The sequence below is a fragment of the Methanothermobacter sp. CaT2 genome, from assembly GCF_000828575.1.
GTDB lineage: Archaea > Methanobacteriota > Methanobacteria > Methanobacteriales > Methanothermobacteraceae > Methanothermobacter.
This window is the reverse complement of record NZ_AP011952.1, coordinates 43,581-57,968: the sequence shown is the minus strand read 5'-3', so window position 1 is coordinate 57,968 and position 14,388 is coordinate 43,581. Positions and strand designations below refer to the sequence as shown.

The window sequence follows — 14,388 nt, the reverse complement described above, 5'->3', positions numbered from 1 at the left end:
CAGAATCCCCCCATTCATATCTTCACAAGGATCTCATTCCTTCGCAGGAAACCAGGAACTGCAGGATGGTTGTACTGGGCAATTATGAAGCTGGATCTGGGTTTTATGGAATTTTTTCTGAGCCACTCCCTGAATTCACCAGTTCTTTCCTCCACCATGCTCTCATTTACCCTTCCTGAAAATTTATAGACCGCAAATCTCTGATTCTTCTCAACCCTGAACCTTATACGTGTGTCACCGGGCTCTGGAAGTGTTTCAAGGGTGTATGATGGTGGCATGGTAAAAGATATCCTGTAAACTCCCTCATAATCAAGTTTCTCCTCTGTAACCGGTGCTGCCATTGGTATCTTCTCCCCCAGCCTGACTCCAGTTACTGGGGATGTCATTGGAATCTCCTCCCTGCGCCTGTTATTCCCGAATATGTAGTCTGCAAGGATGGAAAATCCCCTAAGCATCGCATCCCTGAAGTTCCCCTCAACATCCACCTGTGCCAGTATGTACCCGGGATAGCACCTTATCTCAAAGTCACCGTCTTCCAGTTCAACCTCATAATCTGGACTCTCAGTCAAAAAAACAACCCCCTTACAACTTATATATCAGACCATATATATCTAGGTTACATGATGTGGATAGTCGAAGCTTACTGTGACCTCTGCAGGGCTAAGAGAACCCTTGAAGTTGAAGGTAAAACACCACCCTACCCCATTGGAGATAGAATAGAGGAGTGTCCCTGTGGCGGTAAATATGTGGTGGAAGAGATAATAGAGGTCTGAACATGAAGATGGAAGAGTTTCTGAAGGAGTGCCCTGTGTGCGGCTGCAGGGACAAGGTTGTTAAGAGAAAATTCATGGATGAGCACAAGTCAAGGACGTCCCTGAAGGAAATCGTCTGTGAAAAGTGTGGCCATGTATTTGAAACCGCTGATTAGGTGATGGAATGGCATTCCATGTTATGATCATCCCCTCAATGAACTGTCCCTCCGACTGCAGCTACTGCTGGGGTGTTGACCGGGACTCAAAGGTGATGGACACTGAAACAGTGAGGGAAATGGTTTCATGGCTGAGGGATTTCAGAAAAGAACCCGCCACCTTCACCTTCCATGGGGGAGAACCTCTCCTTGCAGGTTACGAATTTTACAGGAAAACCCTGCAGCTGATATCCACTGAACTCGATTTTCTAAAGCCCGCATTTGCCATCCAGACAAATCTATGGCTCATGACCGACGAACTGGCAGAACTCTTTGCAGAGTACAGCATACCCATCGGCTCAAGCCTTGATGGTCCCCGAGAAATAAATGATCACCAGAGGGGTGATGGTTACTTCGATAAAACCATGAAGGGCTATGAGATAGCCAGGAGGCACGGTCTGAAGGTGAGCTTCATAAGCACATTCACCTCCTACTCCATAAGGAGAAAGGAGGATATATTCGAGTTTTTCCTTGAGAATAAGATGAACATGAAGCTCCACCCGGCTCTCCCATCCCTCAAGAGCCCCGACCCTGAGGAGTGGGCCATAACCGCAGAGGAGTACGGGGATCTCCTCCTCTACCTCCTTGAGAGGTACCTTGAGCACTTTGGTGAAATCGAAATACAGAACATTGACCACTTTGCAAAGAGCGCGTTCCTCCGCAGGGGTGTTGTGTGCACACACGCGGACTGTGTGGGGAATACCTTTGCAGTTGACCCCTACGGGGACATATACCCCTGTTATCGCTTCGTTGGCATGAAGGATTACATAATGGGTAACGTATCTGACAGGCCCAGCATGGAGGATCTCAATGAAAGTGATGCCCTCCGGTCCCTCTATGACTGGAGAAAAATGGTTGATGATGAATGCGGTGACTGTGAATTCTACAGATACTGCCTCGGTGGCTGCCCATACAATGCCATAACAGTCGAAAATGGAGTGCGGAGGATAGATGGCGTCGACCATCAGTGCCAGGCCTACAGGATGATCTTCACTGAAATCAACAGGAGGGCCAACAGGGAGTTTCTTGAATCTGGAATCCTTGGAGGGCAGAAGAAGAAATCAAAACCTGGCGTGCTGGATATAATGATGAAATAATAAAGTTATAACTATGAGACACTCATTAAAGACCGGCTTCAGCTTCGGTCTTACATCGGCCATAATAACCACCCTTGGCCTTATGGTGGGACTCCATTCAGGTACCCATTCAAGGCTTGCGGTGATTGGAGGTGTGCTCACAATAGCAATAGCCGACGCCTTCTCTGATGCCATGGGCATACACATCGCCGAGGAGTCCGAAAACCGGCACAGCGAAGTTGAGGTGTGGGAGTCCACCATTGCAACCTTCATGAGCAAATTCGTCTTTGCCATCACATTCCTCTTACCTGTTCTTTTACTGGACCTGACAGTTGCGATCGCAGTGTCAGTCATCTGGGGCCTTCTACTTCTGGGTATCCTGAGTGTACATATTGCAAGGTCACAGAATGCGCCCCTCTGGAGGGTGCTTGGTGAGCATCTCATGGTGGCAATCCTGATTATAGTGATAACACACTACACAGGTGACTGGATAGCCTCAACATTTGGCTAAACCCACTTTATAAAGACCCATATACCACTACAATCTCAAAATTTGAGAAAAAACAGTATCAGGACCCTATTGAGTTCATGATCTCCCTACAGGATACACTGCATGCCAGGTCAAGTGCCCCAGATATGCATGAGTCGTCACCCTCAGAAACCCATGAACCCCAGAGTTTCATTGCCTCCATTTCAGGGTCATCAGGGACAGGAACCATTACAGGTTCAAGCATCATTGCACGTATCTCATAGACGGTGTGGAGGTACCCGCTGGATCCAGAGGATGTGTGTGGACCGCAGATTCCATCAGAGATATAGTGGCTTGCAACACCATAGCAGTAGCTGGCATAACTGTAGTTACCTGAATCATAGCTGATTTTTCCCTGATCTAACCAGAACCTGGCCTTTTCAAGGTTATATGGGTATACATGATATTCAAAATCAAAGAAAACCGTGTCAGGGTCGTCTGCCCCATTCTTCATCTCATCAAGGCTCAGGCGGGTTTGAACATCAGAGGGCATTGCATGATAGACCCTCTCTGCAATATCATGGTGATTCTTTACAGACCAGGCCGATGCCCCCGGAATCTGTGATGCCACAAGAATCAGGAGCGCGGCTATAAAAATAGACCTCATCTCAACCTCACAGTAATCAGAGAATTTTTATAGAAATAATTAGGTTCTCACCATATAAACCTTTTGTGAGATAGCGTGTGAATTAATAAAAAAATTTATGGTGAAGCTTAACTTTTTATGATGACTACCCCTATTAATAAAAAATTTACAGTACACGCTTGAGTTCCATGGTACCGTTACATGCGTAAACCTCTGCAGGTATTGAAAATGTCTCAACACAGGTTTTCACAGAATCTGCGATTGGGTAGGGTGCAACTATCCAGAACCTGATGCCATCGGTGTATGCAAATCTTCTCCATTTTCTTATATCACTATTATCGGTGCTTATCTCAACTACAATTTCATCGGAGCCATTAAGGGCATGGACATCAGGCAGGAACCCTTTCAGCATACGTGGTCTGAGTTTCTTTTTACCGTTATTCACCTTTAAATCGTATCCCTGATCTCTGAGGTGTTCAACAACCGTTTTTAACATTATGGAATATTTCTCCTCGTTTTTACTGTAATTTAAAGGTCTTTTGATCATTTCAGGCCCCTTAACTCTTTTTTATCATGATGCCAGAAATTTATTTTTCTGAACATTGTATATAGTATTGTCCGATGTAGTATAAATACTTATACCCCATAGAGATTGCACTGCAAAAAATATATATATTGCTGGAATATAGTAGATATTGGTGATTATGATGAGCGTTCTTGATGATGAAACTCTGAAGATGAGGTACATTGAACTTGTCAGGAAGGGTATACTGGAGAGTGATGAATGTGCTTCCTATGCCAGCAAGGATGAGTTGAAGCCCTGTATGAAGCAGAAGGTTGCTGAATTCGATGACTTCTTTGTGCCGGGTACTGTGCTTATAAGTGAAAAGGCATCCTACAGGCTCAGGGTTGGATACCCAATGGAATAAACATTTTTCTGGTAATAACCGCAAACTTCAAATCAAACCTCCTTTTTTTTGTAAGTTGATTCGCAAACCAACTCCTTTTTTGTAAACCCGTACCTTAAACTTCATTATATTATAACGAGTTTACCTGCATCTGTAATGGAGTATCTATCAAACATCTGGGACTGCTCCACAAGCCCCATTTCCATCAGACCAGAGAGATGCTTGTAGACCATAGCCCTTGAAATGCCGACCTTCCTTGCAATTAAAACCGCGTTGAGGCTTTCCTCCTCAAGGGCCTCGAGTATCCTGAGCCTGGTATCAGATATGTCAAGTTTCAGTGGGGGAAGACGCACCGCAGAATCCCCAAAGCACGTGTAGATACCATCCACCCCCTCACGGTGGGCTAAAAATGAGAGTAGGCCACCAAGGTCACTTCCATCGAATGCAACATAGACCTCCCCATGCTTTTTAGCACCCCTTATGACCTCTGCTATCTTTCTGGCGGCCTCAATGGGGTTTCGCCCCTCAACCCGAATAATACCTCCCTTTATGAATTTCTCGAGACATGTATCATTGAAGTCCTCTGCCTGTACCGATATCAGCCCATCTATCTGGGCCTTCACAGCCACATCAAAGAGGCACCTTCCCCGCAGGTTACTCACAAGCGTCTTCATACCATCACCATTTACAGATCTCAGTATAATAGATACTAATCTCATCATAATATATAATCGTATATGTCTGATTTCCAGAAATGGGAATCCTTAAATTATGATATGTGGAAAATGTTCATCAAAGAACATTAAACAACAGGGGATGTTAGATGACTGTTCAGGAGATGAAAATCGCAGGTGATGATCTCTCAACAAGGGACATCAACAGGAAGATAAAGGAAGGGCTGAGGGATAACATAAAGAAATTCAGCATAGAGAGCAACGCTGAACTGGACTCCATTGTTGTGGGGATAAGGGAGGAAGCAGAGTTCATCCTCAGTGGAAGGTTCGGTGACTTCGTTGGGGCACTCAACCACGGACCAAAGATAGAGATTCATGGAAAAACCGGGAGATACGTTGGCAACAACATGACCGCAGGGGAGATAATCGTCCACGGAGATGCAGACGATGGTGTGGGTTTTGGAACCTACAACGGAACAATAGTGATCCATGGAGACGCAGGTGACGGAATCGGGCAGCTCAACAAGGGCGGTGTGATCATAATCGATGGGGACATAGGTGACCTTGCAGGTCTCTACATGCTGAGCGGAGACCTCATAATAACAGGGGACACCGGTAAAGATATAGGTGACTGGATAATTGGCGGCAACATATACGTTGCTGGAGACTTCGAAACCGGAACCAATGCAAAGGTCCTGGAACCTGAAAGGGATGATCTGAACAAACTATCATCACTCTTCAGCAGATACTCAATAGACGCCTCTCCAGAGGAATTCAAAAAAATACAGCGCAAGGAGATACGTCCATTCTACGGTTAGGTGGTTTAAATGGTGCAGATACTCTTAACAGAACCTGAAAAATGTGATGGGTGTAACAAGTGCGTGGAGGCCTGTGAGGAGGTCCTTGGAAGAAGTGCCATATTCCTCAACAAGATGGACACGGGATACCATGCAATCGTATGCCAGCAGTGTGTTGACCCGTCATGTGCACGGGGATGCTTCAGGGATGCCATCCAGAGGGAAAACGGTGCAGTGAAGATCGACCAGGAGTCATGTGTGGGCTGCAAACTCTGCATGCTCATGTGCCCAATAGGTGCAATAACATACACAGATGATGGGATGGTTAAGTGTGACCAGCAGTGCATGGAAAGCCCCGGTGATACACCTGCATGTGTGGCTGCCTGTGAACAGGGCTGCCTGGAGGCCCTTGACGTTATGGAGTACGTCAACGACATCCAGAGGGGCTTTGAAATCAAAAAACCCACCACATCATCCATAACGCCCTCATCACCATCATCAGACCTTGCAGCAGCAACACAGGGACTGTGTGTATTCTGTGGTACCTGCGAAATCGTCTGTCCCACAGACGCAATAGAGATTGTTGAGGACCATGCCGAGATAGATAAGACCAAGTGTATAATGTGCGGATCATGTCTTGCAGCATGCCCTGTTCTCCTGCCAACAGGCGCAGGAAGCATATGGGACCCAAGGACAATTGCAGATATCAGGTACACATCCAAGGCAGGTAAATATGTCCTCAGGGGATTCGGTACAGAGAGGAGGCTGCCAAACTTTGACGATATAATAATACTCCCTGCCCAGGCATCAATTCCCCCTGTTGACAAGTACAGGGAGCCCTGCAACACCAGCGTGGTGCTTGGTGACAGATTTGCAGAGGAACCACTGGTCCTCCAGACCCCTGTACTCATTGCGGGTATGTCCTTCGGTGCCCTCAGCAAGGAGAGCAAACTGGCCATGGCCAAGGGCACATCCCTCGTGGGATCCTGCGCCAACACAGGTGAGGGCGGAATGCTACCCGAGGAGAGGGAACTGGCAGATAACCTCATGGTCCAGTACTCAAGTGGTAGATTCGGTGTATCCTCAGACTACCTCAACGTGGCAGATGCAATAGAGGTCAAGATAGGGCAGGGCGCAAAGCCTGGTATGGGAGGACACCTCCTGGCAGAGAAGGTAAGCCCTGAGGTTGCAGAGATCCGTGGAATACCCGAAGGAACAGACGCTCTCAGCCCCGCCCGTTTCCTTGACGCCACAAGGGAGGGCGACCTTGCAAAGCACATAGAACTCCTAAGGGAGGTCACAGACTGGAGGGTGCCGATTGTTGTCAAACTTGGACCCGGAAGGGTCTATGAGGACGTCCAGATCGCCGCCGAGGCCGGGGCAGATGTGATCTCAGTTGATGGAATGGAGGGTGGAACAGGTGCGGCGCCTGAGGTTGTTATAGAGCATACAGGTGTTCCAACCCTCGCAGCCCTTGTACAGGCAGTTAACGGTCTCAATGACATCGGGCTCAAGGATGAGGTTGACCTCATCATAACCGGTGGTATCAGGAGCGGTGCCGACGTTGCCAAGGCCATGGCAATGGGTGCGGATGCTGTGTACATCGGTACAGGTGCAATGATCGCCATGGGATGCCGTGCCTGCCGCATGTGCTACACCGGTAAGTGCCCTGTTGGTGTGGCAACACAGGACCCTGTCCTCAGGAAAAGGATGGACGTGGACCTTGCTGCCAGAAGGGTTGCCAACTACATAAAGTCCATGACCGAGGAGGCCAAGATGCTGGCACAGCTTGCAGGCCACGACGACATAAGGAAATTCAGCCCTGATGACCTGCGTGCACTGGACACCAACACAGCGGAGATCACTGGACTTAAACTCATAAACCAGTGAGATTCGCTGAAACCTTTTCCTTTTCAAAAATCCCCAAAGTTCTTTTTCACAAACCCTAAACCACAAAATTCCAAGAAACTTTCTTTTCCCGCTGAAATTGATAAAGGATTTATCGGTTGAACACTGAATAGTTCACATGGACACAAAAAGCAGGAACATAATCTGGTGCTGCTCTTTGCAGGGGTCTTCATGGGGGCGCTCGATATAGGAATAATCGGCCCGGCGCTTCCTGCAATTGAAAAATCATTCCATGTGGACCCCCGCCTTGCATCCTGGATGTTTGCATCATACATACTTTTCTTCATGGTGGGAACACCTGTCATGGCAAAGCTCTCAGACAGGTACGGTCGGAGAAACATTTACATCCTTGACATAACCCTCTTTACAACGGGATCCGCCATAACAGCGTTATCACCATCATATCCCCTTCTCATCCTCGGAAGATCACTTCAGGGATTCGGTGCCGGGGGTATCTTCCCTGTTGCAAGTGCATTCATAGGGGACACGTTCCCCCCTGAGAGCCGCGGCAGGGCGCTCGGTATCATCGGATCGGTATTCGGTTTCTCATCAATAGCAGGTCCCGTGCTTGCAGGTTTCATACTCCCCTACGGGTGGGAGTGGCTGTTCCTCATCAATATCCCGGTGGCAGCCATCATTGTTATAGCAGGATTCTTCATACTCCCCGTCACGGTTAAGGATGATGAGGGTGGTTTTGATGTCCTGGGGACCATCATACTCGCCGTCCTTGTAACATCACTGGCCATTGGCATAAACCAGCTTAATACAGCAGATATCCCGGGAAGCATCACAAGACCAATCGTTTCACTTCCCCTTTTAATCGCCATGGCACTTCTACCCATCCTCTGGCGTGTTGAAAACAGTGCCCGGGATCCCATAATACAGGTGGACCTACTCAGGGAAAGGGAGGTCAGAATTGCAACTGCAATATCTGCAGGCAATGGCCTGTCACAGTCGGCCATCGTCTTCATACCAAGCTATGCCCTCCTGGCCCTTTCACTATCAGAATCAATGGCCAGTTTCAGTTTACTTCCATTTGTGATGACAATGGCCCTTGGGGCACCTGTTATCGGTTTCCTGCTTGACAGGGTTGGGTCAAGGATCGTGATGGTCTCAGGTAGCCTCATACTTATAACAGGGTGCCTGATGATGGCCCTTCTATCATCCGTCCTGGCGCTCTTCATACTGGCCGAGGTTCTCATGGGCCTTGGCCTCATAACAGTTATAGGGGCCCCCCTGAGGTACATAATGCTTTCTGAGGCTCCCCCTGAACACAGGGCCTCCGGCCAGGCCCTCCTGAATATACTTTCAAGTGCCGGCCAGTTGGTGGGGGGTGCCATGATCGGGGGTGTTGTGGCATCCATTGGAGGAACCGGTGGTTACAGGTATTCGTTCCTCCTCCTTGTGTTTGTCGCCATAACGATCTTCCTCCTATCAACACGCCTCAAGAGAAGGGAAGAACAGCTTGCTACCATGAAAAGGAACCTTTAGTTATTGAAATCATGTCTCCAGGATAATAATTCGGTTAATTACCATGCCCTGAATCTCCAGGGAACATACACCTTATTTTCTGATTTCAGTAAAAATCCCAAGGCTGAACACCAGAAAAATAAATTGAGACACTCAGCCATCGGCCTTTTACATGAGAAAAAGAGCCAATAACATCAAATCCGGAAAAAGACACTGGAAATATCAATATAACAGTCCAGTACTTCAAAGGGCAGCATGGTCACTGGGGGGATTCTCTGAGAATTTTAATATCTATTTGCTGATTATCACCAGAGTCCAGCTGAGTGATGCTGAAAGATCCTTCATGTGTTAATACATTAAAAATGAACCGTAATATATATGTGAGTTTTTCTTATAGATTTATTATCAATTTATGGTGGTGATAATGGATGAGAAAGTTGTGTCTTTGGGGTTTGCTGATCCTCTTCACACTCACGGTATCCTTTAACGCTGCTGCAGCCGCAGAAACCCCACAGGATAACAGCAGCAACCCCACCGATCCCATGGAACTATCCACAGCAGATAACCCTGAAGGGAACTTCACGGATCCAGCAGAGTTCACCATAGACGATAACATCACAGCCGACACCACAGGAGTGGTTATGCAGACCAGGAACTACACCTGCGGCCCGGCAGCACTCGCCACACTACTCCAGAACCTCGGAATAAACACAACCGAAGATGAGCTCGCAGACCTCGCCGAAACCACAGAAGACGGAACAACAATGCAGGGACTCATCAAAGCAGCAAAGGCCAAAGGCGTGAACCTCATTGGAGTGAAACTCAACATCACTGAACTCCACGAAAACATGATCGCCTATACAGTGAGCGGCGGCAAGGGACACTACACCCTCATCAGGGAAGTCACCAGCAACACCGTTAAACTCGCAGACCCCACACAGGGAAACATAGAAATACCACTGGAAGAATTCCAAAAAATCTACACAGGCTACACCCTCACAACCACCAACCAAACAGAAACAACTGAAAACACAACAGAACCAGAAAACCAAACAGAACCCCATATAAACACAGAAAAATCCTAAGCACCGAGGAAATGCAAAACATCAAAGGTAAAGGCTATGGAAATGATCCCTTCTCAAGCTGGGCACGGTACGTATGGCACCAACTGAGTGCCGCTGGAAGATATATAATAAGCCATACAAAACGTATTCGGTTCAAGGCAGGCACCGGACGAGGCGGATTCTACGGAGAAGTCGATGTTGAGTTTAAGTAACATCCATTTATTTTTTATATTGGGGTGATTTGGTGGAATTTAGTATAAAGTTAAGGGATGTATTAATTGTTGGCATTTTTATTTTTATTAGTGTTTTGTCTGGTTTTTCATCTACATTATCCTGGATGGTGAACATGGATTTCCATTTCTGGGGGGTGGCTTTCAATCCATTTATGGTATGCTGGATGTTCTTGATATGCGCCTCTCTTTATTCTGCGTTTAAAAGAGATGATAAATGGTTTTATGCGCCCCTAGTATCATTTATACTCCTAACCCTTCTAATATTCAGCTATTTTATGTGTATGATACCAGAAAACGCGTTTAATGACTTAGGCGATTCATCCTCGGAATTCGATTATAATTTCACTGATGTTAATATCCATGATGTGGATACAGGGGTCAATGCTGGTCCATTAAACAATTTCCTGTCAATATTCCTCCATAACTCCAGTAAAGCCATCCTCTACTTTATACTTGGCTTTACAATAATTTTACCCTACTTCCTCTGGATAGTAGAGAGCGAAAGTATAGCGATTCTTATGGGTATAATCCATGTCTGGAAGTGGAAAGGAGCCCTATTCGTCTTAGGCTGCCTTCACTGCTACCTAGAATTCCCTGCACTAATACTGTCTTTTATTGCAGGGGCTAATTTGAGCCGTTACGTTTTTAAGGCCATCATAGAGGTTATCAGGACAAGAAGGATCCGTGGGAACTTCAGAGAAGTTAAGGGGGCTGTGATGTGGGGTTTGAAACTCCTTGGAATCAGCATAACCCTCCTCTTCCTGGCGGCGATCCTCGAAACCTGGTGGAGCCCCTGGTGGGCACACCACATATTCCCATAAAAACCCCACAAAATCCCTTAAATTATTATCATGGGAACTGCGCAAGTACTAATGGGGGGTTGCTCAAGAGGATCCCCCAGGCATACCGGTGGGTTCACAGGTACCATCTCGACAGATAAAAAAATAGATAAATGGTGGGTTTTAATGAAATCAGAGAAGAGTTATTTTGTAAGTATGGCTGGAATGGTGATTGTTCTCATATCAACACTCCTAATCCTATTCTCAGGGGGCATTCCGGCAAGCGGACTCTTTCAACTCATCTATCAGCGGCTGAACACAGCCCTCTTTTACCTGCTGCTCAATCTACTCCTGCTAAGTCTCCTGAAGGCATGGTGGGGGGAGAACTGGCCACCATGTCTCCTATCCCTTGCCATCATCAACATCACAGGTATCACCTATTCAACACTCATGGATATCAGTTTAACCAAAGGCACAATAGAGAGCCTATGGTCAGCCATTCTCCCAGCCGGAATAATCAACATCATCCCAGAACCCCACAAACACAAAAGAACCCCAAAAGAGGGGATGAAAAAATAAATTAAATAAATCATCAACACCCTCGCCCATATCCACCAATTAACAGTATCCCCAAACCTGTACCAGAAAAAAAGGGGGATATACAGGGTTCCCGAAAACAAACCAGAAAAAAACCAATGACCCCGATGATCACCAGGTGACACGAAAGCAACCCCCCAGAAGAATCCTTTCCCATCAACGTGAATAATACATTAAAAGTGAACCGTAATATATATATATGAGTTTTTCTTATAGATTTATTATCAATTTATGGTGGTGATAATGGATGAGAAAGTCGTGTCTTTGGGGTTTGCTGATCCTCCTCACACTCGCAGTATCCTTTAACGCTGCCGCAGCCGCAGAAACCCCGCAGGATAACAGCAGCAACCCCACCGATCCCATGGAACTATCCACAGCAGATAACCCTGAAGGGAACTTCACGGATCCAGCAGAGTTCACCATAGACGATAACATCACAGCCGACACCACAGGAGTGGTTATGCAGACCAGGAACTACACCTGCGGGCCGGCAGCACTCGCCACACTACTCCAGAACCTTGGAATAAACACAACCGAAGATGAGCTCGCAGACCTCGCCGAAACCACAGAAGACGGAACAACAATGCAGGGACTCATCAAAGCAGCAAAGGCCAAAGGCGTGAATGCAGTCGCAAAGAGGGTTTCTGTAGAAAACCTGAAACCTGGGATGATAGTCTACATGGACGGTCATTACAGTGTCATAAGAGATGTGGATAATGAGACAGTTTCACTGGCAGACCCCAGCCTCGGGAAGATATCAAGACCACTTGAAGAATTTAAAGATGAATACAGTGGTATGGCACTACTTATAAGTGGAAACAACACATCAGCGGACGGAACAGGAGATAACCTCTCAGAAAACACCACAGAAGAACCATCGCCAGAAGAAATTGAAAACATAAAAGGAAGATATCACACAAGCTACACGGAATACAGGAAAGTATACGTGCGTATAGAATATCGGTGGGTCTGTGGGTGGCACAAAGAGGTTGTAGGGGGTATACATACAATATTTGGAACTTTTCCACTTTACAGAGAAGTATGGGGCTGGTACAGAGTCTATGATCCGCACTATGAACTAAGAGTCATAGCCATTAAGAGGTGAAAAGTATGGATAGAAGGCATTTTCTGATTCTTGGTCTGCTTGCTGGCTTTTTTGTGGGTTACGGAGTGAGTGAGCTTCTTATAGCAGGTATTTCCCTTCCATCCAGTGGAAATGATCTCGCTAAACCCTTAACAGGCGCTGAAGCCGTGAAATATAAGGAGGAGTGCCGTGCACTTGACCTTTCCACTTCAAGGGAGGATCCATACGCCCTCAACGGTCAGAAGGTCTGGGTTGAGGGAACAGTGTATAAAAAGGGGGAATCATACGGTGTCAAACCACAGGAAACCTTCATTGCCCTCAAGATCAACACCACACCAGACTACATACTCCTAAGTTACGCCGGGAAAACCCCAATAAAAAAGGGGGACCATATAAAAGCATATGGTGAATACTTCTACCCTGCAGAGGACACAACCACACCTGAACTCAAAAATAAAGAACTCCCTCTGATAAAAGTCGTCTACATTGAGAAAATAAACAGCTGATACATCAAACACATGGAACACAAAACACTCCAACATTCTAGTTAATAGAACAGTAACCAATTATTTTTTAAAAGAGGGGAAAAGCTATGAAATATAAAAGGTTTATATTAACGTTACTGGCGGTTTTTGCCATAACTGCGGCTATAGTTCTATCAGGGTGGCTGCAGGGGGATGAGCTGGCCCCATTCTTCTATGTTGTCTCAGGGGACCCTGTTGATTCAGCAGCCTATATTCTCATTTTAGATGTCATTGCTATACTGTTCATGACTGGTTTGAAGGGGGTTATCATAGACACGGGTGGATGCTATGACCATGACTTTACCGGGACACTACTAATCAGCGCCCTGTTCACACTGGGATTCAACCTCATAGGTTTAACAAACGCCATCCTCACAGAAACACCCATCAACAAAAATGTTGTGGGCACCACATGCGTCGCGATTACAGTAACCGCCACCGCATATATCGCCTTTACAGTGTTAACCATAATCAAACCAGTAACTGATTCAAAAGATTGAGAAAAAAGCATCATTAAAATACAGCAAGCAAAAAACTGAAAGTATCGGTTGAAGATGAGGGGTGAATGGCATGGTGAGGAGTTTAACTGGTGGAAGGTTTATTATATGGTTTGCCGGGACAGTGTACGGGGGTCCCTGGGGCAAAGCGGGTGCCCTTTATCTCATCTTTGAACCTGCAGAAAGGCGTCGTACACATTGTGGGTGGTGGTATTAAAGTACCGCCATTCCTCCTTATTCAGGAGGTTTTATAAATGTCATTTGATGAAAGAAGGTTTTTAGGCCTATTCACGGTTTTGATGGTAATTTCATTCCTCTATGTGTTTGATGTCCATGGAGCCTCAGAATTCATGGTTTTTCTCTTGATGCTTACCATGCTCTCCCTCTATGGCTATAGAACTTCAAACCAGCACAAAGGGCAGCTTAAAATTTTTGTTGAAACGGTCCTAACAGCACTCCTCCTCTACATCATACTGGTACTTCAACCAGCGCTAAACACCTTAAACTGGTATGTTGCCATCATATTACTGACAACACTCCCTGATCAACACACCCCAACTGAAAACCCTCCCAAGAACCAACAGTAAAAACAAAGAAACATAGGACTCCTGAGGGTCGGGACTTTAAATTTAAAGGAAATTAACCTTTCAGTAAAAAGACCTTCCCTAACTTACCGACACGACCTGATGAGTCTA

The 14,388-nt window shown here is 46.4% G+C and carries 19 protein-coding genes; 15 read left to right on the top strand and 4 right to left on the bottom strand.

What is annotated here, in order from left to right; genetic code table 11:
• Positions 1-14 precede the first annotated feature (14 nt).
• Complete coding sequence (locus MTCT_RS00405; protein ID WP_052457264.1) at positions 15-569, bottom strand: heme-binding protein; 555 nt, start codon at positions 567-569, stop codon at positions 15-17.
• A gap of 51 nt (positions 570-620) precedes the next feature.
• Here MTCT_RS00405 and MTCT_RS09395 point away from each other — a divergent pair, with 51 nt between their 5' ends.
• From MTCT_RS09395 to MTCT_RS00395, 4 genes are read left to right on the top strand one after another with little or no spacing between them, the layout of a single operon-like run.
• A complete protein-coding gene (locus MTCT_RS09395; RefSeq protein ID WP_171770391.1) occupies positions 621-773 on the top strand; it encodes a hypothetical protein in 153 nt (50 codons plus the stop codon).
• 2 nt (positions 774-775) lie between these two features.
• Positions 776-928 carry a TIGR04165 family Cys-rich peptide gene (locus tag MTCT_RS09150; RefSeq protein ID WP_013295381.1) on the top strand — a complete coding sequence of 51 codons (153 nt, stop codon included), beginning with the start codon at positions 776-778 and terminating at the stop codon, positions 926-928.
• Between the two features lie 8 nt (positions 929-936).
• Complete coding sequence (locus MTCT_RS00400; protein ID WP_013295380.1) at positions 937-2,064, top strand: TIGR04083 family peptide-modifying radical SAM enzyme; 1,128 nt, start codon at positions 937-939, stop codon at positions 2,062-2,064.
• A gap of 13 nt (positions 2,065-2,077) precedes the next feature.
• Positions 2,078-2,554 (top strand): membrane protein, encoded by a 477-nt coding sequence (locus tag MTCT_RS00395; RefSeq protein WP_013295379.1) that lies wholly within the window; start codon positions 2,078-2,080, stop codon positions 2,552-2,554.
• Between the two features lie 58 nt (positions 2,555-2,612).
• On the opposite strand, the gene MTCT_RS00390 is transcribed toward MTCT_RS00395, so the two are convergent.
• Positions 2,613-3,179 carry a zinc dependent phospholipase C family protein gene (locus tag MTCT_RS00390; protein ID WP_013295378.1) on the bottom strand — a complete coding sequence of 189 codons (567 nt, stop codon included), beginning with the start codon at positions 3,177-3,179 and terminating at the stop codon, positions 2,613-2,615.
• Positions 3,180-3,324: 145 nt separating this feature from the next.
• Positions 3,325-3,705 carry a hypothetical protein gene (locus tag MTCT_RS00385; protein ID WP_013295377.1) on the bottom strand — a complete coding sequence of 127 codons (381 nt, stop codon included), beginning with the start codon at positions 3,703-3,705 and terminating at the stop codon, positions 3,325-3,327.
• 160 nt (positions 3,706-3,865) lie between these two features.
• On the opposite strand from MTCT_RS00385, the gene MTCT_RS00380 reads away from it, so the two are divergent.
• Entirely contained in the window at positions 3,866-4,087 is a 222-nt protein-coding gene (locus MTCT_RS00380; protein WP_013295376.1) for a hypothetical protein, read from the top strand.
• Positions 4,088-4,191: 104 nt separating this feature from the next.
• On the opposite strand, the gene MTCT_RS00375 is transcribed toward MTCT_RS00380, so the two are convergent.
• Positions 4,192-4,740, bottom strand: a complete 549-nt coding sequence (locus MTCT_RS00375) for an ArsR family transcriptional regulator (protein WP_013295375.1) — start codon at positions 4,738-4,740, stop codon at positions 4,192-4,194.
• Positions 4,741-4,889: 149 nt separating this feature from the next.
• Here MTCT_RS00375 and MTCT_RS00370 point away from each other — a divergent pair, with 149 nt between their 5' ends.
• From MTCT_RS00370 to MTCT_RS00325, 10 genes are all read left to right on the top strand, one after another.
• Positions 4,890-5,558, top strand: coding sequence for a GXGXG domain-containing protein (locus MTCT_RS00370; RefSeq protein WP_013295374.1), 669 nt, complete (start codon positions 4,890-4,892; stop codon positions 5,556-5,558).
• A 9-nt stretch (positions 5,559-5,567) separates the two neighbouring features.
• Positions 5,568-7,427 carry a glutamate synthase-related protein gene (locus tag MTCT_RS00365; protein WP_048174889.1) on the top strand — a complete coding sequence of 620 codons (1,860 nt, stop codon included), beginning with the start codon at positions 5,568-5,570 and terminating at the stop codon, positions 7,425-7,427.
• Positions 7,428-7,592: 165 nt separating this feature from the next.
• Positions 7,593-8,936 carry an MFS transporter gene (locus MTCT_RS00360; RefSeq protein ID WP_255350873.1) on the top strand — a complete coding sequence of 448 codons (1,344 nt, stop codon included), beginning with the start codon at positions 7,593-7,595 and terminating at the stop codon, positions 8,934-8,936.
• 407 nt (positions 8,937-9,343) lie between these two features.
• Positions 9,344-10,000, top strand: coding sequence for a C39 family peptidase (locus MTCT_RS09115; protein ID WP_231855307.1), 657 nt, complete (start codon positions 9,344-9,346; stop codon positions 9,998-10,000).
• Positions 10,001-10,223: 223 nt separating this feature from the next.
• A complete protein-coding gene (locus MTCT_RS00350) occupies positions 10,224-11,033 on the top strand; it encodes a stage II sporulation protein M (protein WP_048174884.1) in 810 nt (269 codons plus the stop codon).
• A 144-nt stretch (positions 11,034-11,177) separates the two neighbouring features.
• Positions 11,178-11,570 carry a hypothetical protein gene (locus MTCT_RS00345; RefSeq protein WP_048174881.1) on the top strand — a complete coding sequence of 131 codons (393 nt, stop codon included), beginning with the start codon at positions 11,178-11,180 and terminating at the stop codon, positions 11,568-11,570.
• Positions 11,571-11,835: 265 nt separating this feature from the next.
• Complete coding sequence (locus tag MTCT_RS09035; RefSeq protein ID WP_013296508.1) at positions 11,836-12,693, top strand: C39 family peptidase; 858 nt, start codon at positions 11,836-11,838, stop codon at positions 12,691-12,693.
• A 5-nt stretch (positions 12,694-12,698) separates the two neighbouring features.
• Positions 12,699-13,178 carry a hypothetical protein gene (locus MTCT_RS00335; protein WP_013296509.1) on the top strand — a complete coding sequence of 160 codons (480 nt, stop codon included), beginning with the start codon at positions 12,699-12,701 and terminating at the stop codon, positions 13,176-13,178.
• 86 nt (positions 13,179-13,264) lie between these two features.
• A complete protein-coding gene (locus MTCT_RS00330) occupies positions 13,265-13,696 on the top strand; it encodes a hypothetical protein (protein ID WP_013296510.1) in 432 nt (143 codons plus the stop codon).
• A gap of 251 nt (positions 13,697-13,947) precedes the next feature.
• Positions 13,948-14,280 carry a hypothetical protein gene (locus MTCT_RS00325; RefSeq protein ID WP_013296512.1) on the top strand — a complete coding sequence of 111 codons (333 nt, stop codon included), beginning with the start codon at positions 13,948-13,950 and terminating at the stop codon, positions 14,278-14,280.
• Positions 14,281-14,388 lie beyond the last annotated feature (108 nt).